General features: G+C 60.2%; 44 protein-coding genes. 17 read left to right on the top strand and 27 right to left on the bottom strand.

Going from position 1 to position 25,717, the window contains the following annotated elements:
* Positions 1-20 precede the first annotated feature (20 nt).
* A complete protein-coding gene (acnB, locus tag B2Y33_RS15490) occupies positions 21-2,630 on the bottom strand; it encodes a bifunctional aconitate hydratase 2/2-methylisocitrate dehydratase (RefSeq protein WP_028686940.1) in 2,610 nt (869 codons plus the stop codon).
* A 404-nt stretch (positions 2,631-3,034) separates the two neighbouring features.
* Between acnB and B2Y33_RS15485 the strand changes: the two genes are divergently transcribed.
* Both B2Y33_RS15485 and B2Y33_RS15480 read left to right on the top strand, forming a co-directional pair.
* Positions 3,035-3,502: a DUF1289 domain-containing protein gene (locus tag B2Y33_RS15485; protein ID WP_023536066.1), complete on the top strand. Its 468-nt coding sequence runs from the start codon at positions 3,035-3,037 to the stop codon at positions 3,500-3,502.
* A 197-nt stretch (positions 3,503-3,699) separates the two neighbouring features.
* Entirely contained in the window at positions 3,700-4,938 is a 1,239-nt protein-coding gene (locus B2Y33_RS15480; protein WP_059183131.1) for a hypothetical protein, read from the top strand.
* A 113-nt stretch (positions 4,939-5,051) separates the two neighbouring features.
* Here B2Y33_RS15480 and queD read toward each other — a convergent pair whose 3' ends face one another.
* The 12 genes from queD to B2Y33_RS15420 all read right to left on the bottom strand — a co-directional run bounded on the left by queD (position 5,052) and on the right by B2Y33_RS15420 (position 10,426).
* A complete protein-coding gene (queD, locus tag B2Y33_RS15475) occupies positions 5,052-5,408 on the bottom strand; it encodes a 6-carboxytetrahydropterin synthase QueD (protein ID WP_104926694.1) in 357 nt (118 codons plus the stop codon).
* A 63-nt stretch (positions 5,409-5,471) separates the two neighbouring features.
* Positions 5,472-5,684, bottom strand: a complete 213-nt coding sequence (locus B2Y33_RS15470) for a helix-turn-helix transcriptional regulator (protein WP_201870830.1) — start codon at positions 5,682-5,684, stop codon at positions 5,472-5,474.
* 25 nt (positions 5,685-5,709) lie between these two features.
* Positions 5,710-5,886, bottom strand: a complete 177-nt coding sequence (locus B2Y33_RS15465; protein ID WP_206405360.1) for a hypothetical protein — start codon at positions 5,884-5,886, stop codon at positions 5,710-5,712.
* Between the two features lie 35 nt (positions 5,887-5,921).
* A complete protein-coding gene (locus B2Y33_RS15460) occupies positions 5,922-6,131 on the bottom strand; it encodes a hypothetical protein (RefSeq protein WP_206405359.1) in 210 nt (69 codons plus the stop codon).
* 51 nt (positions 6,132-6,182) lie between these two features.
* Entirely contained in the window at positions 6,183-6,368 is a 186-nt protein-coding gene (locus B2Y33_RS15455; RefSeq protein WP_206405358.1) for a hypothetical protein, read from the bottom strand.
* Positions 6,365-6,916, bottom strand: coding sequence for a hypothetical protein (locus B2Y33_RS15450; protein ID WP_206405357.1), 552 nt, complete (start codon positions 6,914-6,916; stop codon positions 6,365-6,367). Before B2Y33_RS15450 ends, B2Y33_RS15455 begins: the two co-directional genes overlap by 4 nt.
* Positions 6,913-7,242 carry a hypothetical protein gene (locus B2Y33_RS15445; RefSeq protein WP_206405356.1) on the bottom strand — a complete coding sequence of 110 codons (330 nt, stop codon included), beginning with the start codon at positions 7,240-7,242 and terminating at the stop codon, positions 6,913-6,915. Before B2Y33_RS15445 ends, B2Y33_RS15450 begins: the two co-directional genes overlap by 4 nt.
* Complete coding sequence (locus B2Y33_RS15440; RefSeq protein ID WP_241194885.1) at positions 7,239-7,676, bottom strand: hypothetical protein; 438 nt, start codon at positions 7,674-7,676, stop codon at positions 7,239-7,241. The genes B2Y33_RS15445 and B2Y33_RS15440 overlap by 4 nt, the downstream gene beginning before the upstream one ends.
* 84 nt (positions 7,677-7,760) lie before the next feature.
* Positions 7,761-8,534, bottom strand: coding sequence for a hypothetical protein (locus tag B2Y33_RS15435; RefSeq protein WP_206405376.1), 774 nt, complete (start codon positions 8,532-8,534; stop codon positions 7,761-7,763).
* Positions 8,535-8,547: 13 nt separating this feature from the next.
* Complete coding sequence (locus B2Y33_RS15430; protein WP_288633089.1) at positions 8,548-8,844, bottom strand: hypothetical protein; 297 nt, start codon at positions 8,842-8,844, stop codon at positions 8,548-8,550.
* A 118-nt stretch (positions 8,845-8,962) separates the two neighbouring features.
* On the bottom strand, positions 8,963-9,934 hold the full coding sequence (locus B2Y33_RS15425) for a DNA cytosine methyltransferase (protein WP_206405355.1): 972 nt from the start codon (positions 9,932-9,934) through the stop codon (positions 8,963-8,965).
* 66 nt (positions 9,935-10,000) lie between these two features.
* Positions 10,001-10,426, bottom strand: coding sequence for a hypothetical protein (locus B2Y33_RS15420; protein WP_206405354.1), 426 nt, complete (start codon positions 10,424-10,426; stop codon positions 10,001-10,003).
* Between the two features lie 114 nt (positions 10,427-10,540).
* On the opposite strand from B2Y33_RS15420, the gene B2Y33_RS15415 reads away from it, so the two are divergent.
* Entirely contained in the window at positions 10,541-10,792 is a 252-nt protein-coding gene (locus tag B2Y33_RS15415) for a hypothetical protein (RefSeq protein WP_182336962.1), read from the top strand.
* On the opposite strand, the gene B2Y33_RS15410 is transcribed toward B2Y33_RS15415, so the two are convergent.
* The 13 genes from B2Y33_RS15410 to B2Y33_RS15350 all read right to left on the bottom strand — a co-directional run bounded on the left by B2Y33_RS15410 (position 10,769) and on the right by B2Y33_RS15350 (position 18,408).
* On the bottom strand, positions 10,769-11,104 hold the full coding sequence (locus B2Y33_RS15410) for a hypothetical protein (protein WP_206405353.1): 336 nt from the start codon (positions 11,102-11,104) through the stop codon (positions 10,769-10,771). The genes B2Y33_RS15415 and B2Y33_RS15410 overlap by 24 nt on opposite strands.
* A 250-nt stretch (positions 11,105-11,354) precedes the next feature.
* Positions 11,355-11,861, bottom strand: a complete 507-nt coding sequence (locus tag B2Y33_RS15405; RefSeq protein WP_206405352.1) for a hypothetical protein — start codon at positions 11,859-11,861, stop codon at positions 11,355-11,357.
* Entirely contained in the window at positions 11,858-13,489 is a 1,632-nt protein-coding gene (locus B2Y33_RS15400; protein WP_206405351.1) for a lambda-exonuclease family protein, read from the bottom strand. Before B2Y33_RS15400 ends, B2Y33_RS15405 begins: the two co-directional genes overlap by 4 nt.
* Positions 13,486-14,298, bottom strand: a complete 813-nt coding sequence (gene bet / locus B2Y33_RS15395) for a phage recombination protein Bet (RefSeq protein WP_206405350.1) — start codon at positions 14,296-14,298, stop codon at positions 13,486-13,488. The genes B2Y33_RS15400 and bet overlap by 4 nt, the downstream gene beginning before the upstream one ends.
* 307 nt (positions 14,299-14,605) lie before the next feature.
* The gene (locus B2Y33_RS15390) at positions 14,606-14,827 is read right to left on the bottom strand and encodes a hypothetical protein (RefSeq protein WP_206405349.1); all 222 of its coding nucleotides are present in this window, start codon (positions 14,825-14,827) and stop codon (positions 14,606-14,608) included.
* On the bottom strand, positions 14,824-15,045 hold the full coding sequence (locus tag B2Y33_RS15385) for a hypothetical protein (RefSeq protein ID WP_206405348.1): 222 nt from the start codon (positions 15,043-15,045) through the stop codon (positions 14,824-14,826). The genes B2Y33_RS15390 and B2Y33_RS15385 overlap by 4 nt, the downstream gene beginning before the upstream one ends.
* Positions 15,042-15,236, bottom strand: coding sequence for a hypothetical protein (locus tag B2Y33_RS15380; RefSeq protein WP_206405347.1), 195 nt, complete (start codon positions 15,234-15,236; stop codon positions 15,042-15,044). The genes B2Y33_RS15385 and B2Y33_RS15380 overlap by 4 nt, the downstream gene beginning before the upstream one ends.
* Positions 15,233-15,649, bottom strand: coding sequence for a hypothetical protein (locus B2Y33_RS15375; protein ID WP_206405346.1), 417 nt, complete (start codon positions 15,647-15,649; stop codon positions 15,233-15,235). Before B2Y33_RS15375 ends, B2Y33_RS15380 begins: the two co-directional genes overlap by 4 nt.
* Positions 15,650-15,669: 20 nt before the next feature.
* Positions 15,670-15,915 (bottom strand): hypothetical protein, encoded by a 246-nt coding sequence (locus tag B2Y33_RS15370; RefSeq protein WP_206405345.1) that lies wholly within the window; start codon positions 15,913-15,915, stop codon positions 15,670-15,672.
* 354 nt (positions 15,916-16,269) lie between these two features.
* Positions 16,270-16,413 carry a hypothetical protein gene (locus B2Y33_RS15365; protein ID WP_206405344.1) on the bottom strand — a complete coding sequence of 48 codons (144 nt, stop codon included), beginning with the start codon at positions 16,411-16,413 and terminating at the stop codon, positions 16,270-16,272.
* 451 nt (positions 16,414-16,864) lie between these two features.
* Positions 16,865-17,164 carry a hypothetical protein gene (locus B2Y33_RS15360; protein WP_206405343.1) on the bottom strand — a complete coding sequence of 100 codons (300 nt, stop codon included), beginning with the start codon at positions 17,162-17,164 and terminating at the stop codon, positions 16,865-16,867.
* A gap of 245 nt (positions 17,165-17,409) precedes the next feature.
* Positions 17,410-17,673, bottom strand: a complete 264-nt coding sequence (locus B2Y33_RS15355; RefSeq protein ID WP_206405342.1) for a hypothetical protein — start codon at positions 17,671-17,673, stop codon at positions 17,410-17,412.
* A gap of 30 nt (positions 17,674-17,703) precedes the next feature.
* Positions 17,704-18,408: an XRE family transcriptional regulator gene (locus tag B2Y33_RS15350; protein ID WP_206405373.1), complete on the bottom strand. Its 705-nt coding sequence runs from the start codon at positions 18,406-18,408 to the stop codon at positions 17,704-17,706.
* A gap of 89 nt (positions 18,409-18,497) precedes the next feature.
* Between B2Y33_RS15350 and B2Y33_RS15345 the strand changes: the two genes are divergently transcribed.
* The 3 genes from B2Y33_RS15345 to B2Y33_RS15335 are packed head-to-tail and all read left to right on the top strand — an operon-like array spanning position 18,498 to position 19,133.
* Positions 18,498-18,707 carry a transcriptional regulator gene (locus B2Y33_RS15345; RefSeq protein ID WP_206405341.1) on the top strand — a complete coding sequence of 70 codons (210 nt, stop codon included), beginning with the start codon at positions 18,498-18,500 and terminating at the stop codon, positions 18,705-18,707.
* A gap of 27 nt (positions 18,708-18,734) precedes the next feature.
* Positions 18,735-18,926 (top strand): hypothetical protein, encoded by a 192-nt coding sequence (locus B2Y33_RS15340; protein WP_064314396.1) that lies wholly within the window; start codon positions 18,735-18,737, stop codon positions 18,924-18,926.
* Between the two features lie 18 nt (positions 18,927-18,944).
* Entirely contained in the window at positions 18,945-19,133 is a 189-nt protein-coding gene (locus B2Y33_RS15335) for a hypothetical protein (protein WP_206405340.1), read from the top strand.
* A gap of 121 nt (positions 19,134-19,254) precedes the next feature.
* Here the strand turns inward: B2Y33_RS15335 and B2Y33_RS15330 are convergent, their stop codons facing one another.
* Positions 19,255-19,428 carry a hypothetical protein gene (locus tag B2Y33_RS15330; RefSeq protein ID WP_206405375.1) on the bottom strand — a complete coding sequence of 58 codons (174 nt, stop codon included), beginning with the start codon at positions 19,426-19,428 and terminating at the stop codon, positions 19,255-19,257.
* 40 nt (positions 19,429-19,468) lie between these two features.
* Here B2Y33_RS15330 and B2Y33_RS15325 point away from each other — a divergent pair, with 40 nt between their 5' ends.
* From B2Y33_RS15325 to B2Y33_RS15275, 11 genes are read left to right on the top strand one after another with little or no spacing between them, the layout of a single operon-like run.
* On the top strand, positions 19,469-20,458 hold the full coding sequence (locus B2Y33_RS15325) for a replication protein (protein ID WP_206405372.1): 990 nt from the start codon (positions 19,469-19,471) through the stop codon (positions 20,456-20,458).
* Positions 20,455-21,795, top strand: a complete 1,341-nt coding sequence (dnaB, locus tag B2Y33_RS15320) for a replicative DNA helicase (RefSeq protein ID WP_206405339.1) — start codon at positions 20,455-20,457, stop codon at positions 21,793-21,795. Before B2Y33_RS15325 ends, dnaB begins: the two co-directional genes overlap by 4 nt.
* Entirely contained in the window at positions 21,795-22,448 is a 654-nt protein-coding gene (locus B2Y33_RS15315) for a hypothetical protein (protein ID WP_096010374.1), read from the top strand. The genes dnaB and B2Y33_RS15315 overlap by 1 nt, the downstream gene beginning before the upstream one ends.
* Entirely contained in the window at positions 22,445-22,744 is a 300-nt protein-coding gene (locus tag B2Y33_RS15310) for a hypothetical protein (protein WP_206405338.1), read from the top strand. The genes B2Y33_RS15315 and B2Y33_RS15310 overlap by 4 nt, the downstream gene beginning before the upstream one ends.
* On the top strand, positions 22,744-23,019 hold the full coding sequence (locus B2Y33_RS15305; protein ID WP_206405337.1) for a hypothetical protein: 276 nt from the start codon (positions 22,744-22,746) through the stop codon (positions 23,017-23,019). Before B2Y33_RS15310 ends, B2Y33_RS15305 begins: the two co-directional genes overlap by 1 nt.
* Entirely contained in the window at positions 23,016-23,147 is a 132-nt protein-coding gene (locus tag B2Y33_RS15300; protein ID WP_256585615.1) for a hypothetical protein, read from the top strand. The genes B2Y33_RS15305 and B2Y33_RS15300 overlap by 4 nt, the downstream gene beginning before the upstream one ends.
* Entirely contained in the window at positions 23,144-23,527 is a 384-nt protein-coding gene (locus B2Y33_RS15295; protein ID WP_206405336.1) for a hypothetical protein, read from the top strand. The genes B2Y33_RS15300 and B2Y33_RS15295 overlap by 4 nt, the downstream gene beginning before the upstream one ends.
* On the top strand, positions 23,520-23,990 hold the full coding sequence (locus tag B2Y33_RS15290) for a hypothetical protein (RefSeq protein WP_140174330.1): 471 nt from the start codon (positions 23,520-23,522) through the stop codon (positions 23,988-23,990). The genes B2Y33_RS15295 and B2Y33_RS15290 overlap by 8 nt, the downstream gene beginning before the upstream one ends.
* Entirely contained in the window at positions 23,987-24,286 is a 300-nt protein-coding gene (locus tag B2Y33_RS15285) for a response regulator transcription factor (protein ID WP_140174329.1), read from the top strand. Before B2Y33_RS15290 ends, B2Y33_RS15285 begins: the two co-directional genes overlap by 4 nt.
* Positions 24,277-24,873: a recombination protein NinG gene (locus tag B2Y33_RS15280; RefSeq protein WP_206405335.1), complete on the top strand. Its 597-nt coding sequence runs from the start codon at positions 24,277-24,279 to the stop codon at positions 24,871-24,873. The genes B2Y33_RS15285 and B2Y33_RS15280 overlap by 10 nt, the downstream gene beginning before the upstream one ends.
* Complete coding sequence (locus B2Y33_RS15275) at positions 24,870-25,568, top strand: hypothetical protein (protein WP_206405334.1); 699 nt, start codon at positions 24,870-24,872, stop codon at positions 25,566-25,568. The genes B2Y33_RS15280 and B2Y33_RS15275 overlap by 4 nt, the downstream gene beginning before the upstream one ends.
* Positions 25,569-25,717: the final 149 nt, after the last annotated feature.

Here is a 25,717-nt window from a genome sequence, read left to right as displayed (position 1 = left end):
CCAGTCGATGGCTGCCTGGCTTACGCCTGGACCACTGGGATCTTGGCGTTGGCGGCCGCTTCGCGGAACTCGGCGATCTGGTCGAAGCTCAGGTAGCGGTAGACGTCGGCAGACATGCTGTCGATGTCCTTGGCGTACTGCATGTACTCTTCGACGGTCGGCAGCTTGCCGATGATCGAAGCCACCGCAGCCAGCTCGGCCGATGCCAGGTACACGTTGGTGGCGTCGCCCAGGCGGTTCGGGAAGTTACGGGTCGAGGTCGACACCACGGTCGAACCGGTCTGGACTCGCGCCTGGTTACCCATGCACAGGGAGCAGCCCGGCATTTCCATCCGCGCACCGGCTTTGCCGTAAATACCGTAGTAGCCTTCTTCGGTCAGCTGGTGTGCATCCATCTTGGTCGGCGGGGCCAGCCACAGACGGGTCGGAATACCGCCCTTGACCTTTTCCAGCAGCTTGCCAGCGGCGCGGAAGTGGCCAATGTTGGTCATGCACGAGCCGATGAAGACTTCGTCGATCTTCTCACCCTGTACCGAGGACAGCAGGCGAGCATCGTCCGGGTCGTTCGGGGCGCAGAGCACAGGCTCCTTGACGTCGGCCAGGTCGATTTCGATGATTTCGGCGTATTCGGCATCGGCGTCGGCCGACAGCAGTTCAGGGTTGGCCAGCCAGGCTTCCATGGCCTGGGCGCGACGCTCCAGGGTGCGTGCATCGCCGTAGCCTTCGCCGATCATCCAGCGCAGCAGGGTGATGTTGGACTTCAGGTACTCGGCAATGGCTTTTTCCGGCAGCTTGATGGTGCAACCGGCAGCCGAACGTTCAGCCGAAGCGTCCGAGAGCTCGAAGGCCTGCTCGACGGTCAGTTCGTCCAGGCCTTCGATTTCAAGGATGCGACCGGAGAAGGCGTTTTTCTTGCCCTTCTTCTCGACGGTCAGCAGGCCTTGCTGGATGGCGTAGTAAGGGATGGCGTGCACCAGGTCACGCAGGGTGATGCCAGGTTGCAGCTTGCCTTTGAAGCGCACCAGGATCGACTCTGGCATGTCCAGCGGCATGACGCCGGTGGCGGCAGCGAAGGCTACCAGGCCGGAGCCTGCAGGGAAGGAGATGCCGATCGGGAAGCGGGTGTGCGAGTCGCCACCGGTACCCACGGTATCGGGCATCAGCATGCGGTTCAGCCAGCTGTGGATGATGCCGTCCCCTGGGCGCAACGACACGCCGCCACGGGTGCGGATGAAGTCTGGCAGGGTATGGTGGGTGGTGACGTCGATTGGCTTCGGATAGGCCGCAGTGTGGCAGAACGACTGCATCACCAGGTCGGCGGAGAAGCCCAGGCAAGCCAGATCCTTGAGTTCGTCACGGGTCATGGGGCCAGTGGTGTCCTGGGAACCCACGGTGGTCATCTTCGGCTCGCAGTAGGCGCCTGGGCGAACGCCCTGGCCTTCCGGCAGGCCACACGCACGGCCGACCATCTTCTGCGCCAGAGTGAAGCCCTTGCCGGTATCGGCAGGCTGCTCTTGTTTCTTGAACAGGTCCGATGGGCCCTGGCCAAGCTCGGCACGGGCTTTTTCGGTCAGGCCGCGGCCGACGATCAGAGGGATACGGCCACCGGCACGCACTTCGTCGAGCAGCACTTCGGTCTTGAGCGCGAACGTGGTTACCAGCTCATCGCTTTCGTGACGGCGTACTTCACCTTTGAACGGGTAGACGTCGATCACGTCGCCCATGGCCAGGTCGGTGCAGTCGAACTCGATCGGCAGGGCGCCGGCGTCTTCCATGGTGTTGTAGAAGATCGGGGCGATCTTGGTGCCGAAGCAGAAACCGCCAGCACGCTTGTTTGGCACGTACGGGATATCGTCACCGAAGAACCACAGCACCGAGTTGGTGGCGGATTTGCGCGAAGAACCGGTACCCACCACGTCACCCACGTAGGCGACCGGGTAGCCCTTGGCCCTGACTGCTTCGATCTGAGCCAGCGGGCCCACCGAGCCTGGTTGCTGAGGCTCGATGCCGTCGCGGGCCATTTTCAGCATGGCCAGGGCGTGCAGCGGGATGTCAGGGCGCGACCAGGCATCTGGGGCAGGGGACAGGTCGTCGGTGTTGGTTTCGCCAGGCACCTTGAACACGGTCAGGGTGTATTTCTCGGCGATGGCCGGGCGCGAGGTGAACCACTCGCCGGCGGCCCAGGATTCCAGCACGGCCTTGGCATGAGCATTGCCGGCCTTGGCTTTTTCAGCCACGTCATGGAAGGCATCGAACATCAGCAGGGTGTGCTTGAGCTGCTCGGCCGCGACGGCGCCCAGCTCGGCGTCATCCAGCAGCACAACCAGCGTCTCGATGTTGTAGCCGCCCTGCATGGTGCCCAGCAGTTCGGTGGCGTGCTTGCGATCGATCAGCGGCGAAGTGGCTTCGCCCTTGGCGAGAGCCGAAAGGAAAGCAGCCTTGACATAGGCCGCCTCATCGACGCCAGGCGGTACGCGGTTGGTGAGCAGGTCTACGAGGAAGGCTTCTTCGCCGGCCGGCGGGTTTTTCAGCAACTCGACCAGGCCTGCAGTTTGTTCGGCGTTCAGCGGCTGGGGCACGATACCCAGCGCGGCGCGCTCTTCGATGTGTTTGCGGTAGGCTTCAAGCACAGTTATTTCCCTCATCAGTGGCCCCTTTAAGGGGTCCGGGACGCTCATCCAGCATTCCTTGCACCCATGCGCCGTCATGGCTTCTTGGGCCGCCTGGCCAGGGTCGCAAGAAATCCTTGCGGAAGCTGCTTTCAAAGTTTTACGCCTGCAGAACGAGTATCTGATGAGGGCTGGCTCGGGCCTGCGGGGATGCAGGCCCGGACCAACGTCGTTCTGCCGGATCAACTGTGCTCGTGACGCTTTGAAAACAGCTTCCAACGGACATTGTTGCCTTCGAAAAGGCCGGATGATTCTACGGTATAAATCGCTGGAAGGTAAGGCGGCGATGATGACTTTAGCGGGTGACCCTGGTTAGACAAAGGGCTAACATGGCCGCGTACTCCACCTTCAAGCCGTTGTATTTCATGTCCAACAAGTCCATCAAAACGCCCTGCGTCGGCCTGTGTTCCACGGTTTATGGGGACACCGTATGCCGGGGATGCAAGCGTTTCCACCATGAGGTCATCCACTGGAATGGCTACGACGATGCGCAGAAACGCGCGGTTTGGTTACGCCTGGAGCAACTGCTGGTTCAGGTGATGATGGCCAAGCTTGAGGTGTTCGACAAAGGCGTGCTGCGCCAGCAACTGGAGCAGCGTGCCATACGGTATGTCGAGCAGCAGTCCGAGTACTGCTGGGCCTACCAGCTCATTGCCAGGGGCGCGCGCATGATTCGGGATTTGGAGGCCTACGGCATGGCCTTGCTGCCCGAGTTCCGCGACTGGGAACTGCCGCAACTGCGCGATGCGATTGATCGTGAGTTCTTTCTGTTGTCAGAGGCGCATTACCAGCGCTACATCGCGCCATCGTTTCTCAACAGCGCGTTGGAGTAGTCGTCTTCTCCTCTACTTCGCTGTTTGGCCCTCCACTAGCGTCGAGCTTGCGATTCAAGGGGGACCTCGGTCAGTGCCAGCGGGGGTGAACTCAGGTCGATCGATTCGACATTCTTGATGTAGAGCGCTTCCTTCTGCAATGCGCGGCCGGCGTTGCTTAGCGTTTAGCTCACATTGCGACCCAAGAGTGAGCCATCATGACCGACTACATTTATCATCCTGAACTCTCGTTTCTTGCCCGCTGCTGGTGGCAGTTGACCGACGAGCTGATTCAGCCGGATCGATGGTGGGACTACCAGGACAAGCTTGCCCCTATGTGGCTTCACGTCGGCGGGGCCGGTATCCACAACGATCATTGGTATAACTACTGGCGAGCTGAGCCCGAGGGAAAGGGGCCACTGCAACTGGCGCCAGAGGACTACACCAAGGACGGTCACCGGTATGGCGAGCTGTTCTGGTTCGGTGCCTACGTTGCTGCCTCAGGGGAGGATGGGGCGAAGTTGTGCTACGAAATCCGGCCTTACGACAGCGGGTGGCGGCCGTTGAACCGTATCCTCTACAACAATCCCTCTACGGTGTCGGGGTACGTTGCGGTCAAACGCGAGAATGAGCCAAGCGCCGGGCAGCCGCGTCTTTCCAATCCCACCCATTTATGGTCGGTGCAGGCGATGAACTACGCCGGTATCAAGCGCGGTGCGCGAATGTGCAACCTGATTCTGGAGAATGCCCAAGGGCATCGCGTAAGGCGCTATAAAGAAGCTGACGCATCGCTCATCAATACCGTACGCGGCGAGCCTGGCCGGATAGCACTGGAGATTCTCGACTATGGTCATCAGGCTCGCGAGTGGGCTTGGGGAACGGCGCTGGAAAAGGCGCGTGCCAGGTACAGATTTCAGCCTCAATACAGCTTCATTGGACGTGCCTGGTGGCGGCCTGACGGTGAATCAACCGCAGGAGGCCTGGTAACGGCAAGGTTCGACGAAGGCAGCGAGTGGTCTCCCAGAGCTGGGCTAGTGGTCGAGACGAATGATTTCTTTGGGAATCGCTGGAACATCGCCGAATTTCGCATGGCATGCGACCACTTTTGGTTTGCCGCCTACAGCGATGGGAACAGCCATGTCTATGAGCTATGGCCGCTCGACAGTCACGGCAGGCGCCTCGACTTTACCCTAAGAGAGCAGCGCGGTTGGACGACAAGCCTGGCCAAGCGCTGGACCAGCCAGCGAGCGCTTCCGGACTTTCTCTGGAAGCTCGAAGGACTTGATCCCAAAACCTTGGACGAAGGTACATCTGTCCTCAATGTGCAGTTGCAGCACTTGAGCGGCGGACCTGCGACGTTGCTGTGGCCCCAGCATGGCCGTCGGTTGATCACGGGCCAGCAAGGACAGCACGGTTCGCTAACGATTCACGTGCTGGAGACGGCTGCCCGCTGCTGATCGGGTGGAGTTGGATCGGGGCAGGTTCGCTGCTGGGCCCCCAGGACGCCGGACCAGGCAAGGCGAGGCGTTGTGGGCGTGAGCGTCAGCGCTTGACGAGCCTGCCTACGGGCTCAGTCCCCGCTGTATTCGCAACCACTGGTGCACGTCTCGTGGATACGCACCTTGGACAGTTCTGGCAGCAACGGTTTGACCTGATCCCAGATCCATTTGGCGATGACTTCGCTGGTGGGGTTTTCCAGGCCAGGGATGTCGTTCAGGTAGTTATGGTCGAGCTGCTCGTAGATGGGTTTGAACACCGCCTTAATTTCGGCGAAGTCGCGAATCCAGCCGGTATGCGGATCGAGTGGACCCGTCAGATGAAGGGCGACCTTGAACGAATGCCCATGTAGACGCCCGCATTTATGGCCTTCGGGCACATGGGGAAGCCGGTGGGCGGATTCGAACGTAAATTCTTTGAAGATTTCCACTGGTGAACCTGTAAAGCTGGTGGGATAAGGGCTTGAGCTCGATCTGGCTTTCCAGTGTACTGCTCAATGTACTGATTGGTCGTCGCTGGGGGTTAGAGAGGTCATCCACTGAGTGATGTCCGACTGTCGCCAGGCGACCGAATTGGGTCCTATCTTAACCTGTTTCGGGAACGTCCCTTCACGGATTCTTCGATAGACGGTGTTCCGACCCATGCCCGTGACGTGCAGCACCTCGTCCAGGCGGAGCAAGCGATCAATGTTTTCTAAGTGTCGCATTGGGTGTCTCCTTTATATAGACGGGTCACGCCAGAAAGTGGTGCCCGACCTTCGCCGCCTGGGCGGCTTCCTCGGTGCGGAACATGAGCTTTGTATCGCTGATGCGGCCTTCGCCGTCGTATTCGACGTCGACCCACCAGTGGCCGAACATTCGGTACGGCTCACTGAGGATCTTCGTGACGTAGCAGTCGATCAGGTTCATGGATGGTCTCCACGCCGCCGGTGGCGGCGGGTTGGTCAATTAGTGCGGAAGACTTCGTCGCATACGGCGCGCATTTCGCTTCTGGTCTTGGCCGGCTCACGGCCAAACCACTCTTCAGCTATACGTGCAAGGTCGTCACGGATCGTTTGCCAGCCATTGCCGCGGCGCATGGCAACCACACGCACTTGATCGCCAAGCGACTGGCATTTGCTGAGCTTCGTGCATGAGCAGATGAAAATGGCCATGGGTCATCCTCGCCCGCGCATGTCGGCGGGCTTGAGTAGTAGGGGGTGGGGTCACAGCAGGTGGGCGCCGGCCTCAAGCAGCCCGTCGCGATCCTCGCGTAGGCTGTCGCGCTCCTTGGCCAGGCGCTGAATCTCGCGGTGCAGGTACTGGGCAATGGTCTCGCCGCCGCGCAGGTCGCTAGGCTTGGCGCCCTTCAGCACGGCCTCAAGCTCGTTCACGCTGAATTGCTCGATCATGGCGCCACCTGCTTGCGGTAGCCGGCCTCTTCCAGCGCCCTGAACGCTTCGCTCACGTATGCATCCGGAGTTCTTCCGGTAGCATCTTGGTAAGCGCGCGACATTACGGTCAGTCGATCCTCAAGCTCTTCCGCTGCGATCTGCTCCGGCGTGCGGAAGGGGCGGAAGTCACCAGATGGGGCTACCTCGACTTGAATGTCGTCACCGTCTGTGCTCCAACTATGCACTGCGAAGCCCAAGTGATGGGCGAGAACGGTGGTCTTTCGCCACTCACGATTTACCCAGGTTTGCACCTCGCACACCGTGCCAACCGGCGGCAGGCCCTCGCCATCCCAGCGCGCCGGCCGGGGCGTGATGTACTGGACCTGGCCACGCGTGAAGTTGTGCCGGTGATCGCCAGTCCCGCCGCCATAGGCATAGGCTCGATCCTCGGCGCCGACCACGGCGTACTGCTCCATGCTGATCCACACCTCGGTGATGCCGTGATGCGCGACTAGGCCGTGACCGTCTGCCCACTCAGGCGCTTTGCTCCAATCGATCTTGCTCACAGCTCATACCTCTCATAAATCCAGCGCCCAGGCGCCAGTGCGGGTGTAGGTTCGGGTTGTGTTTCGTGCGGGGAGAGCTGGCGCTGGTTGCCGGCGTTCTCCCTGAAAAGCTTTTTGCAGGCCTCGGACCTGCCGATGTCATTGATCAGGCACTTCTCAGGTTCCGGCGGGGCGAGCATCCAGTTGGGCAGGCAGACCATGCCGCTGTCCGATTGCCAGCAGGTGACGGCGCGGCCCTTGTCTTCCTTCACTTCCAGGTGGCCGGGTTGCTCGATGCAGCCGACCAGGGTGGCCAGCAGCAGGAGGCAGAGGGCTAGGCGGGTCATAGCGTCACCACTCGCCGCACCCAGCTCACATAGGGTCCGTCTTCGGTGTCGAAGATCTCCAACAGGAACCACTCAGGTCCGGGTGACTGAGGTTCCCAGCCAACGCATCCAGAGCAGTTCGAATCGATATCCCAGTAGGGATGATCCTCAAGGCCGTCCGCATCCATGGAGCGCTGCTTGAGTTCAAGCTTCTGCTCCTTGAGCCAGGCGTCAAACTTCCCAACGTCTTCGTCAAATTCCGGCACGTCAGGGTGATACCACCAGCCATCTTCATCGCGCTTGACCTCGACTGGCCCGAAGCGCTTTACCTGGTGTGTGGCGCACAACGTGACATAGTGCACGTCGCTGTACTCACCGCCGCCGCTGCTGTACTGAATTTGGCAACCGCAGTCCGCAGGCTTGCCATTGACGAACGAAATCTTTTCTGCAGGCATAACGATTCCTTGGCCGCCATATCGCGGCAGTGAATAGAGGGGAGAGGGGTTACAGCTGGGTGGAGTACAAATGTGCTCCTGTAGTCATTCGCCCTGGTTGGCGAGAGCATTCAGGCGCTGGAAGGACGTCCCCGAAATGCCGTGGACTCGCTCATCTGGCGGCACGTCTTCGTCGCGAAGGTCGTAGCGCTTGAGGAGGTCGATCAGCTGGCGCTGGTCGTGAATGGGCTGGATGCAGGGATGTCCAGGTAACTCGGCTGGCATCTCGAAGCAAATCCGGTCGTAGCCGTTCCCGCCGACGTGCCAGGCTATCGGCGCCCTCCGCTCTGCGCTGGCGGATAGGGCGGCGCATGCCTCGATGGCCGCCGTGGTTACGGCATTACGGTGGGCTGGCAGGTAGCTGATCAGAGCCAAGTGCGCTTGGCTCGCTACACGAAGTGCCTCGGCCAGATGGGCCCGCAGCCGCTCAACTTCTGCCAGTCCTTCCAGGTGTCGCCTTGCGAACTCGGTGTTGGCCGCAAACAAGCGCTCTGCCTCGGCAGTGTCGGTCATCGGCCCCAGGCCAACTATCGGCAGTCCAGTCGCCGCCGCATCCCGCTCTGCCTCTACTTTGGTCCACCAGAAGGCAGTACCAACCATCCAGGCTATAGGGTCGGGGTGGGGCTGCGGGGCTGGCTGCGTGCACTGGGAGATGGCTGCTTTGTAGCGAGCTGAAAACTCCAAGTCCTGGCGAGCACGCATTGAGTCGACATACACCATCGGGACGGGGGCATTACGCGCTGCATCCAGCATCTGAGCACTAGGCTCGCGCGGGGCACTGACCATCTCTGTGTTGCTGGATCGGTTTTCTGTGGGCATGGGTAACTCCGGATCAGGCAGCCTTGTGGCTTTCGGGTGTCCAGTCGGCCCAGCCTATGAGGGGCATCCTGGTCTTAGGGTTGAGGATCTTCTCGCCCTTCTCATCGAGTAGGGCAGCTTTGCAGCGGATCTTGAGGTCACGGCAGGCGCCGGCACGCTTGGCCAGCTCGATGAACTGCATGGCGTGCTGCGGGGTATCGAATAGCGCACTGAGTTGCTTGACCCGTTCGCCAGCCATCGTGGCTTCGGCATGGCGCTTGACCGCTTCGTCCCACTCGGCAGGTGAGAGGTCTACGGGGGGGGCAACCAATCTTCCCGCTGGGACGCGTGGTCCTGGTCTTCTTCTTGGCTTCGGCCAGTGCCGCGCTCGCGGTCATGCCGAACACTGCGAATGTGCTCATGTTGGTCTCCATGCGCCAAGCTGGCGCTCAGCTAGTCTCGAGAAAGGCGGCTATGAAGTGCGTCGCCGCTTCAGCATTGATGGCGTTTCCGTAGGCGCGCAGGCGTCCCACTCGGCTGGTAGCCCCATGAGCCAGCGGGAATGTGCCGGGTTCAACTGGCCGCCACTTTCCATCCCGGCAGAAGAGCCAGTCAGCATCTGCCCACAGGCCGTTAACCGGGCCGGTCCGCACAGAATCACCTGCTTGCGAAGCTCTACACGTCGGCAATTCGCATCCGACTCGTATGCGTTTCCCCTCCCGTCGCAGGCTTTCGGGGTTGCCCAGCCACTCAAGACTGCTGCGTGGTTCAGTGTGACATTCGGGGTCGTGAAGGACTGCGACGGCTTTCTGTTCGAATCGCAGGCCGTTGGACTTGGCCAGCCTGCCGCAAGGACTTGATGGCACAGCTGCACCTGGCCAGGCCCGTTTCGATTCCCCAGCTTGGCGTCGACGGTGTTCGGACTGCGCCACCCAGTACGTCCTGTCTCGGATGTGCGGAGCACCGACGCCCGCAGACGGGAACGCAACAGCCCCGAAGGCATAATCCATGGCTTCCACGTCAACTTGTACAAGGTCGAGCCAAGGCTCTGCGTCCTTGCTTGCAACCTGCTCTCCAAAGACGATTGCAGGCTGGCGCTCGCTGATGAGCCAATGGAAGTGTGGCCACAGGTGCCGCTTGTCATCAAACCCAGTTCCCGCGCCTGCCGCGCTGAAAGGTTGGCACGGACAGGAACCGGTCCAAACAGGTCGATCATCTGGCCAGCCGGCGCGACGAAGGGCATAGGACCAAACGCCGACGCCGGCGAAGAAGTGGCATTGGGTGTAAGGCTTGAGTTCATCGGGGTGCACATCCTCGATCGAGCGTTCGTCTACGTCGCCAGGCGCGATATGGCCCGCGGCAATGAGGTTGCGGAGCCACTGCGCGGCGTATGGGTCGATTTCGTTGTAATACGCAGCCATACGGCTCCTCGCCGGGGAGGCGTTATCGTTGAATAGGGGAAGGCGCTGGCGGGCAGCGCCGGAGGATCAGGCGGCGACAGCGTTCTCGAACTTAATCAGAAGGCTCCGGCTGTCGTTGGTGCAGCCATCTTCCTTGACCCGGTAGGTGGCTGGCTCGTAATCGTAGATTCCAGTTATTACGCCCTGTGTGATGCGAGTTCCAATAGGTAGCGGAGGTTGTGGGTTATGCTCCTCAGCCCATGCTTTGACGGCTTTTCGCTCCGCCCTATCAACCAGGGCATCGACTTCATCCAGCGCTTCCATGTCCTCCCTGGTTGTGTCCCAGTAGGCATATTTGTCGAGTTCCTTGGCCAGTTCGAAGCCATCCATGTGGCGTCTGTAGTGCTGGGCGATAGTCTCAGCATCGGCGCCGTTCAGCTTCTCAGCGACCACCTTGCACGCTTCCAGGATCATTGCCTTGTCGGCTGTCGGGCGTGGCGGGATGTTCTGCATGTGGAATCTCCTGAGCATGCGCCGCCCTCCGTGCTGGTGGCGGCATGGTGGCTATTTGGTTTGGGATGGGGTATTACGGGTGACCGGTATAGGGCCGGGCATGGGGAGGCCAGCGTGACTATCGACTTCAGCAAAGGGCGTTACGAAGTTTTCAAGGGGCGGGTGCCTGGGCAACTGCCGATTGGCCGAATTGACGACGATGAGTATGTCCGCTCGCCATCCAACGAGCTTTTGTATCGCGTGGACGGTGATGAGTTCTACGACATCAAGGGGAATTATCTGGGGGAGATTGTCGAATCTGGCCCAGGGCGCGCGATGGTTGTGGACAGCAACCACTACTGTCTATTCGTGATCGCACCCGAGTAGGATTTGGTCGCGACCCAAGCGAAGCGCTTGTGCAGCACTGAACTGCTGAAGCTTCCGCGCCACAACCGGTGATACCGTGATTTCGTGGCGCGGAGGTGTCAGCAGCGGCATAGCGCCACCCGGGCCAAGCCCATGCAGGTGATGAATCATCAGCGTCATCGCCTCGCCCTGTTCCTCGATCCCGGCCCACTCCATCAGTTCCAGCAGGGCCTGTTTAGTCCCTGGTCGAACCTTCAAGCGCAGGTCTTCTTCCTGCAGCCGCTCGGCCTTGGCGCGCCGGCGCCGGTCGCGCTCTGCCTGGTCCATCGCCATACGGCACCTCCTTCAATCCGCTGGGCGGTAGGTTGAACTGCTCACGCCGCCTGTGCAGCTGGAGCGATCGGGTGATTCTTCGGTTCATCGGTTAGCTCTATATCGCAGTCGTGCCAGCCCCCTAGCCACCAGGCGCTATCGACTGTCATTTCTGGGTATGGCTGGGAGGCTCGGCACCGGCCCGCGGCTCGGGCGGTGCGGCCTTGGTAGTACGGAAGGGGGAAGACTTGCTTTCTTCTGCGTTGCATGGCTACCTCCTGGGTCGTTTACGCGGGAAGTCGATGTCGAACTTCTCAACGATGCGGTTCAAGGTGGAATGGCCGATCTCGAGCTTGAGGGCTGCAGCGTACCTCGACACTCCAACATCACGAAGGGCCCGAATGCGCTCGGCCAGCCTGGCATCGCGATCCTCAGCTTCGGGCGTTTCCGTGTGCTTGCCACGATTGCCTGGGAGAAACTTGAAGCCGTAGCGCTTGGCCATGTCCCACAGTGATGACTGGGACACCTTCAGCTCTAGGCTGGCCTCTCGGCAGGTCATGGTTTCGGCCATCTTCGCCACCATATCTGCGCGGGCCATGGCCATTTCCTGGCGCGTGCCGTTCTGGACGGGCGGTGGGCCTTTGCGTTTCTTGCGGCATGGTTCCGGGTGCTTGCGTTGCGGTAGCGGCTGGTAGGTGAAGCCCTCCAGCACCACAAGCTGACCACCAGACGCGAAGAAGGCCGCTTTGGCGGCCTCCAGGTCGATTGATGGGTTCATGCTGCCACCTGAATCAGGGTTACCCCCGGAGCGCTGAAATCTGAGCCTTTGGCCGACACGATTGCGTCGAGAGCCTGCCAGTTGACCGTCAGAACGCTGATATGAACCTCGCCGCGAGCGACAGCCTGGACGAGCGCCTCGAAGTCCCTGACTTCCGCCTGGAAGAACTGAGGCTTCGTAGTAGAATCGGTAGCCACTCGCGGCGCTACCTTCGAGGGAGCTTGCGACGGCTCAGCTGCTGCAGGAGCAGCGCTTGTCGTCTGCGGTGCATTCAGCTTGGCGGCAGCCTCTCGATCGGCTCGCTCGCGTTCTTCTTGGCGGATCTGCTCACGCTGCTGCTCGGCCTTTACTTCTTCGGCCTTTTGGTGATCGCTGATGCGGACCTTGATTAGGGCTACCAGGTCATCATTGTCCTTGAGCACCAACTGCTGCGCATCGTTGAACAGGAAGGCGTGATCTTTTGCCAGCGTGCGGAGACTTTCGAGGTTCGCTCGGATGCCATCGCCGATTTGACTGGCTTCGATTTTGGCTCGGGCCAGTTCAGTGTCCGCGGAGTCGCGCAGGCTGGTGATAGTCTTCTTGCCCTTGATGGCGCCCGCGAAGTCGGCTGTTACATGCGGCATGCGCACCTTGCCGCCGAACGACTCGTTGATCTTGTCGATGTGTGTCTGCAGAGCCTTTGCGGCGCCGATTACGATCTCATCCCGAATTGCTACCTTTCTCGCCTTGACCAGCTTATCCAGCTCCAATCGTTTAGCCCTGGCCTGTGCGCTGATTTCGTCGATTGCGCGGAAGAGGGCATCGATTGTTTCGGTCTGACTGAGAGCGTGCTGTTTTGCGGCAGCCAGCCGCTCTTCAACCTCGCCGCACCATTTAACCGTCTTCTCGGCATCGGCGAAGTGCTTGTCCGTCTGCAGATCGGTGTTGATGCTGCTGAACACCGCGAGCGAGTGCGCTTTGAACTGCTCCAGGTTGCTGGCAGTGACCAAGCCAGTTACTTCGATACGGAGGGCGGGAAGCGCCTCTGGGCTCTGGCCGACTACCTCTACTGCTGGTGCTGCTGGCTCGAAGTTGCTGAGGTCATGTTCAAACTGGGTCCAGCCTTCAACAAGTTGAGCGGCGCGACCAGGTACCGGGAAATATTCGAGAGAAACGAAGTTCTGCTCGGTGCCGTCGGAGCACACGAAGATCACCTTCTCAGCGCCGGTCACCAGCAACTGCTGCTCAAGCTGCCAGTAGTAATGAGGCTCAAGCTCGCCCGATCGCACCTGAGCAATCAGCGACTCATTCCAGAGCTTGTGCTCGAACAGCGTATCGCCAAGCGAGGTCATGCCATCCATGGAGGCCAGCAGATTGTCTTCGGTGCCCACGACCGGGAAGAGATCCTCGCCGATCATTCGCTCGACGATAGGGCGGGCAAGCTCCTCAGTTGCGTGACCGCGGTCGAAGATAACCTGCTGGGCCGCTGTTACCTCCTGAGCGATACCCGTCTTCTTCTGGTACAACAGCTCAGTGCGGGTTTGATACTTCGAGACGCCCATCATTGCCGGCGCTTCGGAGGCGGTGAAGTACTTGGCCCTGAGGGCGTGCCATTCAGCGCTGCCCTGAGCTACATTGTGGATCTTCATTCGGATACTCCTTCGATGGGCGCAAGGTTCTTGATCTGTTCGATCTGCTGCTCGCTCAGGGTGTATTTGCTGCTGACAGTGGCGATCAGGTGGTCCGGTGAAGACCGGCCAGCCTCTACGGCGGCGCGCCACTTGGGGAGGTTTTCCTGAAGCTTTTCGTCTGGGTAGTCGTCTAGTGCGGTGGGCTCTGGATGAGGATCTGGCTGCCGCTGCGTGTTCACCTCGCGCGGCCCATCTTCGAAAACCTTGCCCTCCATCTCGTCAGCCGTAGGGGCTGATCCGACCTCAGGGAAGGCCTTGCGCAGGGCTTGCGCCTCGGCGCACTTGGCAAGCTGTGCATACGCACGTTTGAGCCACATCGCGTTAGGCGCCAGGGTGTCCTTCTTCGCGGTGGCGTAGTTTTCTAACCATCGCTCGCTGGCGGTGAATTCGGCAACATGGCCGCCAGTCATCTGCCGCCTTACGGTGATCCGACACCATTCTGGAAACGTGACCTCCACACCGCCGAGATTCATGGTCACGGCTGGTCCATACTCAGGCTCGCTGATCCCGGCGTATTGCCCAGTACGTGCTGCCTGGATGCGGTAGAGACCGACACCCGGCATAACGGTGTCCACCATCTTTCCGGCTGACTTGCTCCAGATCGGAACGATGTGCACCGGTTTGAGCATCGGATCAAGCTGGGCAGCCTTGCAGTAGGCTAGGACCATCACTACCGAATTGCGTTGGGCGCCTGGATACAGGCTGCCGCTTAGGACTTCTACGAGCGCATCTTCGCTCATGGCCGGATGCTGATCGGCCTGTTTCATGACTGCGGACATTAGAAAACCTCGCGCCAGGCCGGCGCCTTCAGTTGAAATGGGAAATGCCAGGTCACCCAGGCACGGAGGTACGCTCCAGGCCCTGGCTGCGGTGGATGGTTGCGCGCTCTCGGCCGCTTACGCTCCCGAAGGGGTACGGTTATCCCGAAGGGCCGCCGTGCTCGGCTACGTGATTCAGGAAGTGATGCTGCCGGCCAGGGCGCTGGCCAACATGAAGGCCGTGCAGGCGAAGAGGGCAGAGAAGGAGCCGCGCCAGATGACCAGGCGGCGGGCGCGCTGATAGTTAGTCATGGCGTCACCGTGGAAGATTTGGCTTAGGGATGCGCTTGAAGTTTTGAACTGGCTGAAGCTTCGATACGCCGTACCAGTGGCACTGCGGGTTCTTCGCGATTGAGCGCATGGAAGCAAGAATGCACTCTTTGTGCATTGGGCCTCGGAACCCACCGCCCAGATAATGACGCAGCCGCTCATTGAACTTGATCAGGTCAAGATTACTGTGGAAGTAGCGTTGGCTCATGCCCGCACCTCATACCCGACCGTCCACACACCGCACCAGCAGGCGCGGCAGCTCCACGCCTGGGGGTTCTCGATGCTGGCCAGCTCGGCTTCGTGCATCGCTGCGGCGAAAGTCGGCCCCTTGAAGACCATCAGCAACCTGCCATCCGGCAGGGCCATCGACTCGGGCAGTTCGGCGATCTGCTCATCAATGAGCGATGGGAAAACGGGAGTAGTCACGCAGCCTCCTTGCGCCCATCAACGATCTTGTTGAGGCGCCCGCAGTAGTGGTTGAACTCTTCGATGGTGAGGCGCTGGTCGGCCAGCATTTCAGTGAGGAGCTTTAGGACCATGGCCTGCCAGGGCAGTGGCGTCTCAGGGTGAGCCATGGCCTCAAGCTCTTCGTCGATCAGGACGTGAGGGCTTTTCATAGGCGCGCCTCGTCTGCCTCGTACCGCAGACCCTGCTCGGCGTACTGGTCGAGCATCGACTCAGCGATCTCGTACAGCTTGCCTCGGCAGTGATCGCTCTGGCCGACAACATCCTCGACCATGCTTTTCACTGGGCCACCGGCCTGTGCCTGGAGCAGGAGGAGGGCCAAGGCGTTGAGGTCGTCCTTCTCAGCCTCCTGCAGAGCGCGAAGGTGCTCGGCCACCTTGGCCACGAACTGGTCTTGGCGGACGCCAACCGGGCCACCAAAGCGTTGCCGGATAAGCACGTCGCAGCCGCCTACCAACTCTTCGGCCTTGCTCTCGATCCAGGCCTGAGCCGCTTCCTGATGCGCCGAGTCGTCGTCCGGCTCAGCATGGTCATACCGCCATTGTGCTGCTTGAAGTGCGCGCATGGTCGCCTCCAGGTGGTGGGTTACTCGGTGGGTGGCTTGATGCAGGTGTGCGGCTTGCCATATTGGTCGGCAAGCATCCACTTACCGGTGGGGCGAGCCCAGTGCAGGCCAGTGGCTCCGCAGAACTTGCAAGCGTTTCGGCGGTGAGCAATCACGCCAAGCTTGTCGGCTCTATTCATGGCGCTTTCAGCCATGATTCCGAAGGTGCCGCCCGCTTTAGCGTTCCAGCGGATCTCGGCGTAGTGGTCGTCGGCGATTTCGCCCATTTGGAAATCCTCTGCAACCGCATTGATCAGGTGCCGGGCACCAGGGACCAAGCTGGGCGTGAAAAGCCAAGCCCGGCACCTGTCGATGCGGTCGTGTGTTAAGGGAAGGGGATGCCGACAATGTTCGTTTGGGTGAGCCTTACTATTCATAAGGATCACGGTGATGCGCTTTACGATGTGTCTGCATCGGTGATCCACATTCCGGGGCAAACCGGGTGTCGGGACGCCTCGCCAAAGGGCGAGACGCTACCCACGCTCACAATTCGCGGCGATCAACTCGCGTTCAATGTGGATCACCGATGCAGCCTGCGATGTGGAGCAGGGCATCGGGCCGTCTTTCCGGCTGTCAGGGAATCAGTGGAAAACGACAGCTACGAAAGGCGCCCCATCCCAGGTTTCGATCAAAGGTCGATAGTCGCAACCCTGCATCATCGCCACAGACATCAGCACCACATCACCCATCATGGGAGCTCGCACGCTAACCAGTACTTTGCGCATCGTCTTGCCCTCCAGGGCGGTTGATTTCCCGTCTGGCCCTGTCGCCAAGGCCAGCCAGTGAAATCTGTTCTCTCTCAGGCCCCGGTCGCTCACCCGGTATCGCGCTTCCTGCATCTGTCGAGGCATGCGCGCCGCTTGGATGCCGCGCTATTGCGGCACACCTGATCGCACCAGAGCCCTGCGGGGATGGTGGCCTGCTATGCCTGCAGGCTCGGCGGTCTTGGTTGTTAAAGAGCGGTCGGCTTGAGGGCCTGTCGAGGGGCTGAACCGTCTCGATGGGCAAAATATAGGGCAGCCTTTATTTCGAGTCAACAGGTTTGCCTTTATTTTTTCGTAGGTCACAGAAAACCCGCTCAGCGGCGGGCTACAGGAAGGGGATTTCAGGCGCCAGGGCGGCGCGCGGGCATTAAAAAGCCCGCGCTATGCGGGCTCTGAATCATCAACTGAACAGCTATGGCTTAGATGCTTGCAGAAGTGATCGCAGCTCTTTGCCATCGGCATCAATCTTACTGATGACCGCGTCGAATTTGCTATCGACCCTGTCGAATCGAGTATCCACTCTTGAGAACTGGTTGTCGGCTTTCTGGGCGGCTAGCTGTAGATCCGATTTCGTTTCGAGTCTAAGCGATGAAATCTTTCCGTCTAGAAGGGTAAACATGCCGAGTCCGGCCACAAGCACAACGGCGCCAGTGGTTATGACTGTGAAATGCGGTGATTTGAGGAAGGTAGACCATCCGGTGTTCGTTGTCATTGGCGGCCCCTCCTTCTCTGTTGACTGGATATCATCATACGATTGTTCAGCGCCAATACTAGCATGACCGCCGCTCTGAACGTGGGATTCGTCATGGTCAACTGAAACCCGTCGGTATGAGCTCGATGCGGGCTGCGCGAATACGTTCACTTGGGAGACGCTACCGACGCTCGCATTTCCCATAACGAAAACGGCCAAAGGCTTGCCCACCGACGAGTCGAGAGGGGCGGCGTCTCCAGGTGCTGTCACTGGCCAGCTTCTCCCAGGGTATCCATGATGGATCTAGCCAGAGCCCTTGCCAGCTGCGGCTTCATCATGACAGATGCAACCACCGATTCAATGACTTCGAACTCCAGAGGATCGCCCCTGGTAGCGTCCGCACGAGGATGCATTTGCTCTTCGATGAAGCATATGGCAATCGTCGATTTGTCTTCCCTGAGAGATGCAACCGTGGCTGAATCCACGTGAGCCGCCACGAAATTTCCTGCCTTCCTGATCGGATTACCCAATTTCAACTCCTGATTTGCCATAGTTTTTACTCAAAGCAGCACTGAGTACCAGAACACCTTACCCAGCACGTTGATCCCGCTCTCAGCCAGCTGCTGGGCGGTGTACTCTTCGTCCGGATGCTCGTCCTGGTTGAAGCTGCGGAAGCGCAGGCCGCCGCCCGGCATCCGGTACAGCGTCTTGACGCGCAGCTCGCCGCCGTGGTCGATGGCATACATCTTCCCGTCCTTCACCGCTGTCGACGATCTGTCGACGCCAACGGTGCTGCCGTCCGGTAGAACCGGCTCCATGCTGTTGCCATGCACGGTTACGCACACTGCCTGGTCAAACTGCACGCCCTGGTTGCGCAGGGTCTGCTTGCCGAAACGGAGCTTTCTGCTGCTCGACTTCTCGATAATGGTACGTCCCGATCCAGCGGACAGTTCAACTTCCTTGAGGAACGGCACGTAGACCTCGTCGTCGTCCAGCGGGGTGTCATCGTCCCAGACGGAGATCGGGCCGAGCATGGTGGCATTGGCCACAGGTCGCGTCCGGTCCACTGAACCTTTACCCTCGGACAACCAAACAGGGTCTACGCCACAGGCTTGGGCCAGTTGGACTAGGTAACCGCTTGTGCGCGTGAGCCCCCGTTCGATCTCTGAAACCGAGGCTTGTTTGATGCCGACACGATCGGCTAGCTCGGCCTGTGTAAGCCCGGCATTTTTTCTTGCCTGCTTCAGGCGATCTTTGAGTTCCATGGCGGCAAATTTAAAGGTCAACCTTTGTTCTTGCAAAAAGGTGTTCCTTTGCTCTAGCATAAAGGCATCCCTTTAAATGGCGGAGAATTATGAAAAATCACTTTGACGAGCTGGTCAGGCATTTCGGCTCTCAGCAGGCGACCGCAGACGCACTGGGCGTAAAGCAGGGAACGGTAAGCGGATGGGTTCGCGGCCTTCACGGCTGCACTGCCGAGGTAGCAATCAAAGCCGAGATCGCCACGAGAGGACTGATCAAAGCTCGCGACCTTCGCCCCAGCCTCCCACAGCAAGCGGCCTAACGAATTTCAACCACAAAGGAACCCACCGTGTCGTACTTCGACCCCGATCACCTGCACAACAAGCCCACCAAGGTTCGCTTGGATGAGGCTGCCGACGACTTGCTTTCGGCGATGGCTCGTTTCAAGCGCACGCAAAAGGCTGTGCTCGCCAGGGAAATACTGGAGCGCGGTCTCGACCAGATGATGCAAGAGCTTAACGCGAACACTGACGTGGCCTGAAGTGGCCGAGGAGGCCCTGTGCCAGAAAGCAAAGAGCTGGATATCCAGCTCGACGGGAAGGGCAATTCAGATCTGGCGTATCTCGCCAGGCAGAAGGGCTTAACCCCTGAGCAACTGGCGGCACGAATCATCAATGAGGCTCTCGACCGGATGACGAGAACAGAGCCTGGCCGAAGCAACGTTCGGTCGTTTCGCAAGGGCTTATAAGCCCCTGAGGGACTCATGAGGAACTGCCGTTGAACGCAGCAAAACCCAAACCGCAGATACGAAAAAGCCGACGGGCTAGGTCGGCTAATTCAACTGCATTCGTAACGCTTGTGTGAGGTCATCATATATGCACCAGACCATCCAAAGCAATACCGTGGCCCTCGCGCCACAAAACGCGAACCACGATTTCGTGGCGCGCAATCATTTCGAGCAGGCCGTGAGTGCCGCTCGCCAGGTTCGTGCCCAGTACTCGCGCCAATCTAAACGACAGCTCGTCCGTGAATGCCTGCAGCACCTGCACGCGTTCCTGGCTGCTCCTCGCCCTGGAGCAGCCCATGAGTAACGTCTTCACCTTCAAATCAGCCGGGGGCTTTACCCGGATGGACAATCAGCTGATGGACGCTCTGGCAGCGGTTCACCTGTCGCCAGCTGAGTTCAAGACACTGCACGCGATTGCTCGCCTGGTGATCGGCTACAACCTGACAGAGCGCCGCATTACTGCCGACGAAGTGGCCAAGATGACCAACATCCTGCCTGCGCACGTTTCGCGTGCTATCAGCAGCTTGCTGGCCCGTCGAGTGCTGTACCGGGTTGGTGGTAGCCGTGGCGAAATCGGCATTTGCTCGCCTTCTGAATGGGTGTACCAAGAGCCGAAAAAAGATCAATCGACTCAACCAAAATCAGTCGAAACTACCAAAATTGGTAATTCCGACAACGTAACGAAACTACCAATTTCCGACGCCTCCCTTCTTTATACGAAAGAAAAACCCCTAGTAACTGTTCCTTCGGAACAGATTACTGCCCCCCGGGGGGCGGAGCCCGCTCAGTCGGAAGGCAAGCAGGTTGTGTTCACCGGCGAAGACTTCGAAGTCGACACCACACTGATCACCAAATGGGCAGAGGCCTATGCACCGATCGACGTGGAAGCGGAGATCAAGCGTGCGGCAGCCTGGGCCAGTGGTAGCAAGCCGAAGAAGGACTGGCGCCGCTTTCTGGTCAACTGGCTGGGTCGTGCGTTCAAGCGCAGCCCGAACGGTGCCAGCGAGGCCGGGGTGCCGGTGGACAAGATCATCGACCTGTATCACAGGGTCTGCCCGAACCTGCCAGCCGTGACCGTGAAGAGCGACAAGGTTCTGCGCAGCATGATCGCCGAGCGCTGGAACGAGTCGCCGGATCACCAGAGCGGCCAGAGCTTCTGGCTTGGGTTCTTCCAGAAGGCCAACAACCGCAACCAGGTATTCTTCCGAGGCCAGAACGTCCAGCCGCGGCTGGAGGCCCTGGTCAGCCGTGCAGTGTTCCGCGAGATCTCGGAGGCTGCGCAATGAACGAACTTCACAGCCTTGAGGCCGAGCACGGCGTAATTGGCGCCATGCTTCGCCAGCCGCACCTGATCGATGTTCTGTCCGACGCTCTCGCGCCAGAGGCCTTTGCGTGGGATGACAATGCCGACCTGTACCGGTTGATCCTTGAGCTGCACGCCGACGGCAAGCCGATTGACGTGATCACCGTGAGCGACCGCCGTGCTGAGCTACCCAGTGGTACTCGGACGCTGGCATACGCCGGTGAGATCCAGGCTAATACCCCAAGCGTGGCGAACGCCAAGGCGTACGCCCAGATCATCCGTGACCGGGCTATTTGCCGTCAGCTCGCCGCCGCCGCCGAGCGCATCAACGAGGTTGCGCACGAGCAGGCCGACATCGAGGACAAAATCTCGCTGGCCCAGTCAATCGTGCTAGGCCTTGACGCATCCGGCAACGATGGTGAGTGCCAAATGATCGGCGACATCATGGCCGAGCATGTGGAGGTGCTTCAGGAGCGTCTGGATCGCTACGAGAACGGCGTTTCGATGGAAGGCCTAGGGTCAGGTATTCCTGACCTCGATAAATTCACACAGGGCCTTAAGCCGGGCCAGATGATCGTGGTTGCTGGTCGCCCTGCCATGGGCAAGACCACGCTCGCCATGAACGTTGCCGCAGATGTGGCTATCGCCCAACAAAAGCCGGTGCTGGTGGTGAGCCTGGAGATGACCAAGACCCAGCTCATGGACCGCCTGATTGCAGCTGTCGGGGGTATCCCGCTGCCATCGCTCAAGACGGGCGTATGTGCAGCTGACTACCGGGTGGAGTTGGCGGCCGCCACGCTCAAGCTGCGTGACGCGCCGATTTGCGTCTCTGACGTTCCGGTGATGACGATGCCTCGAATCCGCTCCATTGCGCGCCGCTACGCGAACCGCATGGGTGGCCTTGGGTTGGTGGTGATCGACTACCTGGGCCTGATGGAGGGCGAGGGCAAGGGGCGAACCGAGGACGTCACCGCCATGTCGCGCCAGATCAAGCTGCTGGCTCGCGAGCTTGGGTGCCCAGTGATCGTCCTGTCTCAGCTCAACCGCGGCTGTGAAGCGCGCCCAGACAAGCGCCCAGTGCTGAGCGACCTGCGCGAATCCGGCGCCATCGAGCAGGACGCCGACATCGTGATGTTCGTTTATCGCGATGAGGTGTACCACCCAAACACCCAGGACAAGGGGATTGGGGAAATCCTGATTCGCAAAAACCGTGACGGTGAGATCGGCTGCGTGCACACCGCCTTCCAGGGTGACCGCTCCCGCTTTATGCCGCTGGCCAGCCGCGCCAAACAAGAAAACGTCGTGAGGGTGAATTTCTGATGAGAGAGCGCAGAGCGATCTACCACCACCAGGGCTACCGCCTCCGCTCCTACACAGAGTTGCTGTGGGCAAGAGTGCTGGAGGCCGCGGGCATTTTCTACCTGTACGAGCCTGATTTGGTGCGCGTTGACGACGGGTATTACCTGCCTGACTTCTGGCTGCCAAACGTGGGAATTTACCTGGAAGTTAAGGGCAAGAGCCCGACCGAAGAAGAAATCCAGAAGGCCGATGCAGTGATGGCTCGTACCGGTCGAGAAGTCATGTTCCTGGTGGGGCGGCCCGAATCCGACCGTGAGGGGCTGATGAACTGCGCGATGCTTGTCCGTGGATCGGGCGGATGGACGAACGGGCTTTGCCCTTATGACCTCCACTGCCTGGTGCGTGACCACGTTGGCTATGGGATGTGGTCACGAATCAGCGCGGCAGCCAAGGGCGACATCATGGATAGCGTCCGGCCTATCGGCGACATCCTCGAAGAGTTGTTCCTTGGCCTGGCTGACCGATCCGACATGGAACAGTGCCTGCGCGAAACGCATGCGCCGGTCAATGCCGCTCGTATGGCAACCCTGCCCGAGCCAACCATCTGTGAGAAGGCGATCAAGGCCTTCCTCGATCGTCAGCAATTTCGGACTTCCCAGCGGGGTGCCGCATGAGCCGTGCACACCTGCTGGCCAAGTTGAACATCAAGCGCCGGGCAGCCGGCCGGGGAGGGCTTATGAGCGAGCAACGCAAATTCCTGGGTCACCAGTACATCGCGCGTCGGGCTTGCGGAAAAGTCTCGGCCTCCTGCTGGGATGACAAGGGGCATGAAAAGGACACCGCCAAGTTTGTCGCCAAGTGCGTGCGCCGCGGCGACACGGTGGAGCGTATTGAGCGCCACGAAGGCGATTCGCAGCTTGAGTGGATCTGTCGGCCAGGCTGCAACGACTGCCGCAAGGAGAAGCACTGATGGACACCAACAAGATGCGCGATGCCTTCGAGGTGGCGCTGGCCAAGCAGGCAGCCGAGGACGGCTTCGCCAAGCCAAGTCTGCGCCGGAACAAGAACAACGGCGACTACGTCGATCCGTTTGAGCAGGCTGCATGGTGGGCCTGGCAGGCCTCCCGCGAGGCCGTGGTGGTGGAGCTGCCGAAATTCGAGGACTACCCGGCCAGCATGGAGCGTGACATGCGCGAATCGCTGCGTTCTGCGATCGAGGCCCAAGGCCTGAAGGTGACCCCATGAAGCGCGTATGGACCGTAATCGTCGGCCCCAAGGCCTTCCAGATGGTGCTGATGGAGCAGAGCCTGGATCGCGCTGGCGCGCTGCGTGAGGCGCAGTTGATCTGGCCTGAGTGTGAGGTGGTGGGATGAGCGTCGACAAGCAAGAAATCAAGGCCCTGGCAGATCGCGTGAAGACCGATAGACGCTTCTGCGCAGACGAGAATCACCATGTTCTGGCAGATGGTGTCCTGGCCCTGATCGCGGAGATCGAGCGACTTGGAACCTGGAGCACCGCATTCCTTGCCGAGCGCGAGGCGCAGATCCGTCAGCGCGACCAGCTCAAGGCCGAGAACGAGGCGCTGCGTAAGCGAGTTTCCGATTTGTCTCCATTCAGGGGCGCCCCTTTGGCCGGCCCAGATACGCGCTGCCTTGCATGCGGTGAGCACCATTACGGGCTGGGTGGGCTGCCTTGCCCGAAAATGACCTCGTTTGCTCTTAAAGCATCGGGCAAGGGGACTAGTCATGGCTGACCGAATCAGCGTCAACAGCACTACCAAGCTCTCCGAGGCCATCAGCAAGCTTACCAACATGTTCCGCGACAAGAAGTTTGTGGTGGTCAGCCTGCGCCCAGGCAAGGATCGCACCCTGGACCAGAACGCGCTGTGGTTCGCCTTCTACAAGCGCATCGCTGAGATGACCCAGATCGGCGACGCGGCGGACGCCCGGCGCTACTGCAAGCTGCACATCGGCGTGCAGATCCTGTTGAACGAAGACGCCGAGTTCCAGCAGGCGTGGTACCGGGTCATGCGCCACCTACCGTACGAGGAGAAGCTGGCGATGATGGGCGAGTGCAAGCTCTTCGGCCCGGACGGTTTCCCGGTGACCAGCCTGTTCAACCGCGCCCAGGGCGTGGCCTACACCGACCGCATCCTGGCCGAGTTCACGCCCAAGGGTGTCTTCTTCGGCGACTTGGTGGGCGAGGTGGCGGCATGAAGAGCCAGGAAGCAAACCTCAAGCGGAACAAGGACCAAGGCGTTTTCGCGGCGCCGGGCTGGCGGGGGCTGTATGGCCATGGCCTAACTCGGCGTGGTGTGCAGTGTGTGGTTCTCGCTGCATCAGGGAAGAGTGGTAAGCAGATCGCTCGCGAGCTCGGCATTTCGCCGGGCACGGTAACTAGCAGGATGGCTGATGCCCGCCTGCACCTGAAGGCATCCAACCGCACGGAACTTGTCGCCAAGGCAGTTGCAGCAGGGATTATCTACTCATCGGAGGCCGAGTCATGCGCGTAGCCGAGATCAAGCCGAAGAAGTGCAAGGCCCCAGGCTGCGGCCAGCGCTTCAAGCCCATGCTATCGACGCAGAAGGTATGCAGCCCGGCCTGCGCTTTGGCCATGGCCAAAGACCCGAAGCTCCAGAAGGTCGCGGCCAAGGCCATCACCAAGCAAAAGCGCCAGGACCTCCAGGAGCGCCGGGAGAAGCTCAAGACGAAGGGGGAGCACCTACGGGAGGCCCAGGCCTCGTTCAATGCCTACATCCGCGAGCGGGACCGTTTGGCGGGGTATGCGTGCATCTCCAGCGGCCGGCCTTTGGACTGGAACGGAAACGCCGTTGATGCCGGGCACTATCGCAGCACAGGCGCCGCCCCGCACCTGCGCTTCGACGAAAACAACTGCCACGCACAAAGCAAGCACGACAACCGCTACCTGTCCGGAAACGTGGCCGAGTACCGCTTGGGGCTGATCCATCGCATTGGCCTGGCCGCAGTCGAAGCGCTGGAGGCCGACCAAGCCCCGCGCCGCTACACCATTGAAGACCTACAGGCCATCAAGGTCCTTTATCGCCAGAAACTCCGTGACCTGAAGAGGGCCGCAGCATGAAATATCAGAACGTGGTATCCGCAGTAGTGCGTGCACTGGCGGCCGAAACCATCAAAAGCGCCGGCGGCTGCGACTACGAGCCGAAGGTGCAGTCCAGCAAGTTGAAAGGGGAGATTACCGGCAAGGACGCGGCGCTGCTGGCGGACTGCATCGTGCACAAGCTCCTGCACGCCCAGCTCTCGCCAAAGCACTGGCACGCACTGCTGGCCAAGTACAGCACGCACAAGGGGCGCAAATTGGATGCGATCGGCAGATTGGTACCGGTGGTGCCCACACCAGCACCAAAGCGATTCACGCAGCAAGCCGTTCTTGTTTGGGCGGTACCGGAGCAGCGCAAAGGCGTGCAGCGGGTAGCCGCCCAGATCAAGCCCGCAAAGCCGCTGGAGTGCAAAGACGATTGTGGCTGCAAAGATCGCTGCAAGCTGGAGTGGCGCAACCAGGCCGCCCAGCGCAATGTGCAGCGGGCCAACGCTCAAGCCCAGGTGGTTGCCGAGCAGCGCCCGGGTGAAATGATAGTGCTGGCAGCCTCGAACTACGACATGACCACCTGGGATGAGCAGGGGCTAACGGAGCGCACCTATCAGCGCTGGAACAAGTCCATTCGCGGGTCGCTGGAAGGCCTGGTGAACGAGGCGCTGGTAGAGGCTCAGCACATGCTCGAGGCGGTTGGAGTTCTCGCAAGCGAGGCTGCGTAAAAATTTCATAGAAAGGGCTTGCAATATCATGTCGCCATGTCGCAATATTAGCACATCCTGTCATTCCTGCGTGTGTTGAGGATTGACGAGCAGAACCCGGCCATCGCGCCGGGTTTTTTATTGCCCCGAGAGGCCCTCAAGAGTCCCGA

The organism is Pseudomonas sp. UBA5666 (assembly GCF_002420785.1).
GTDB lineage: Bacteria > Pseudomonadota > Gammaproteobacteria > Pseudomonadales > Pseudomonadaceae > Aquipseudomonas > Aquipseudomonas fulva.
Note: the sequence above shows the minus strand (reverse complement) of the source record. Positions and strands in the feature narration are given on the sequence as shown.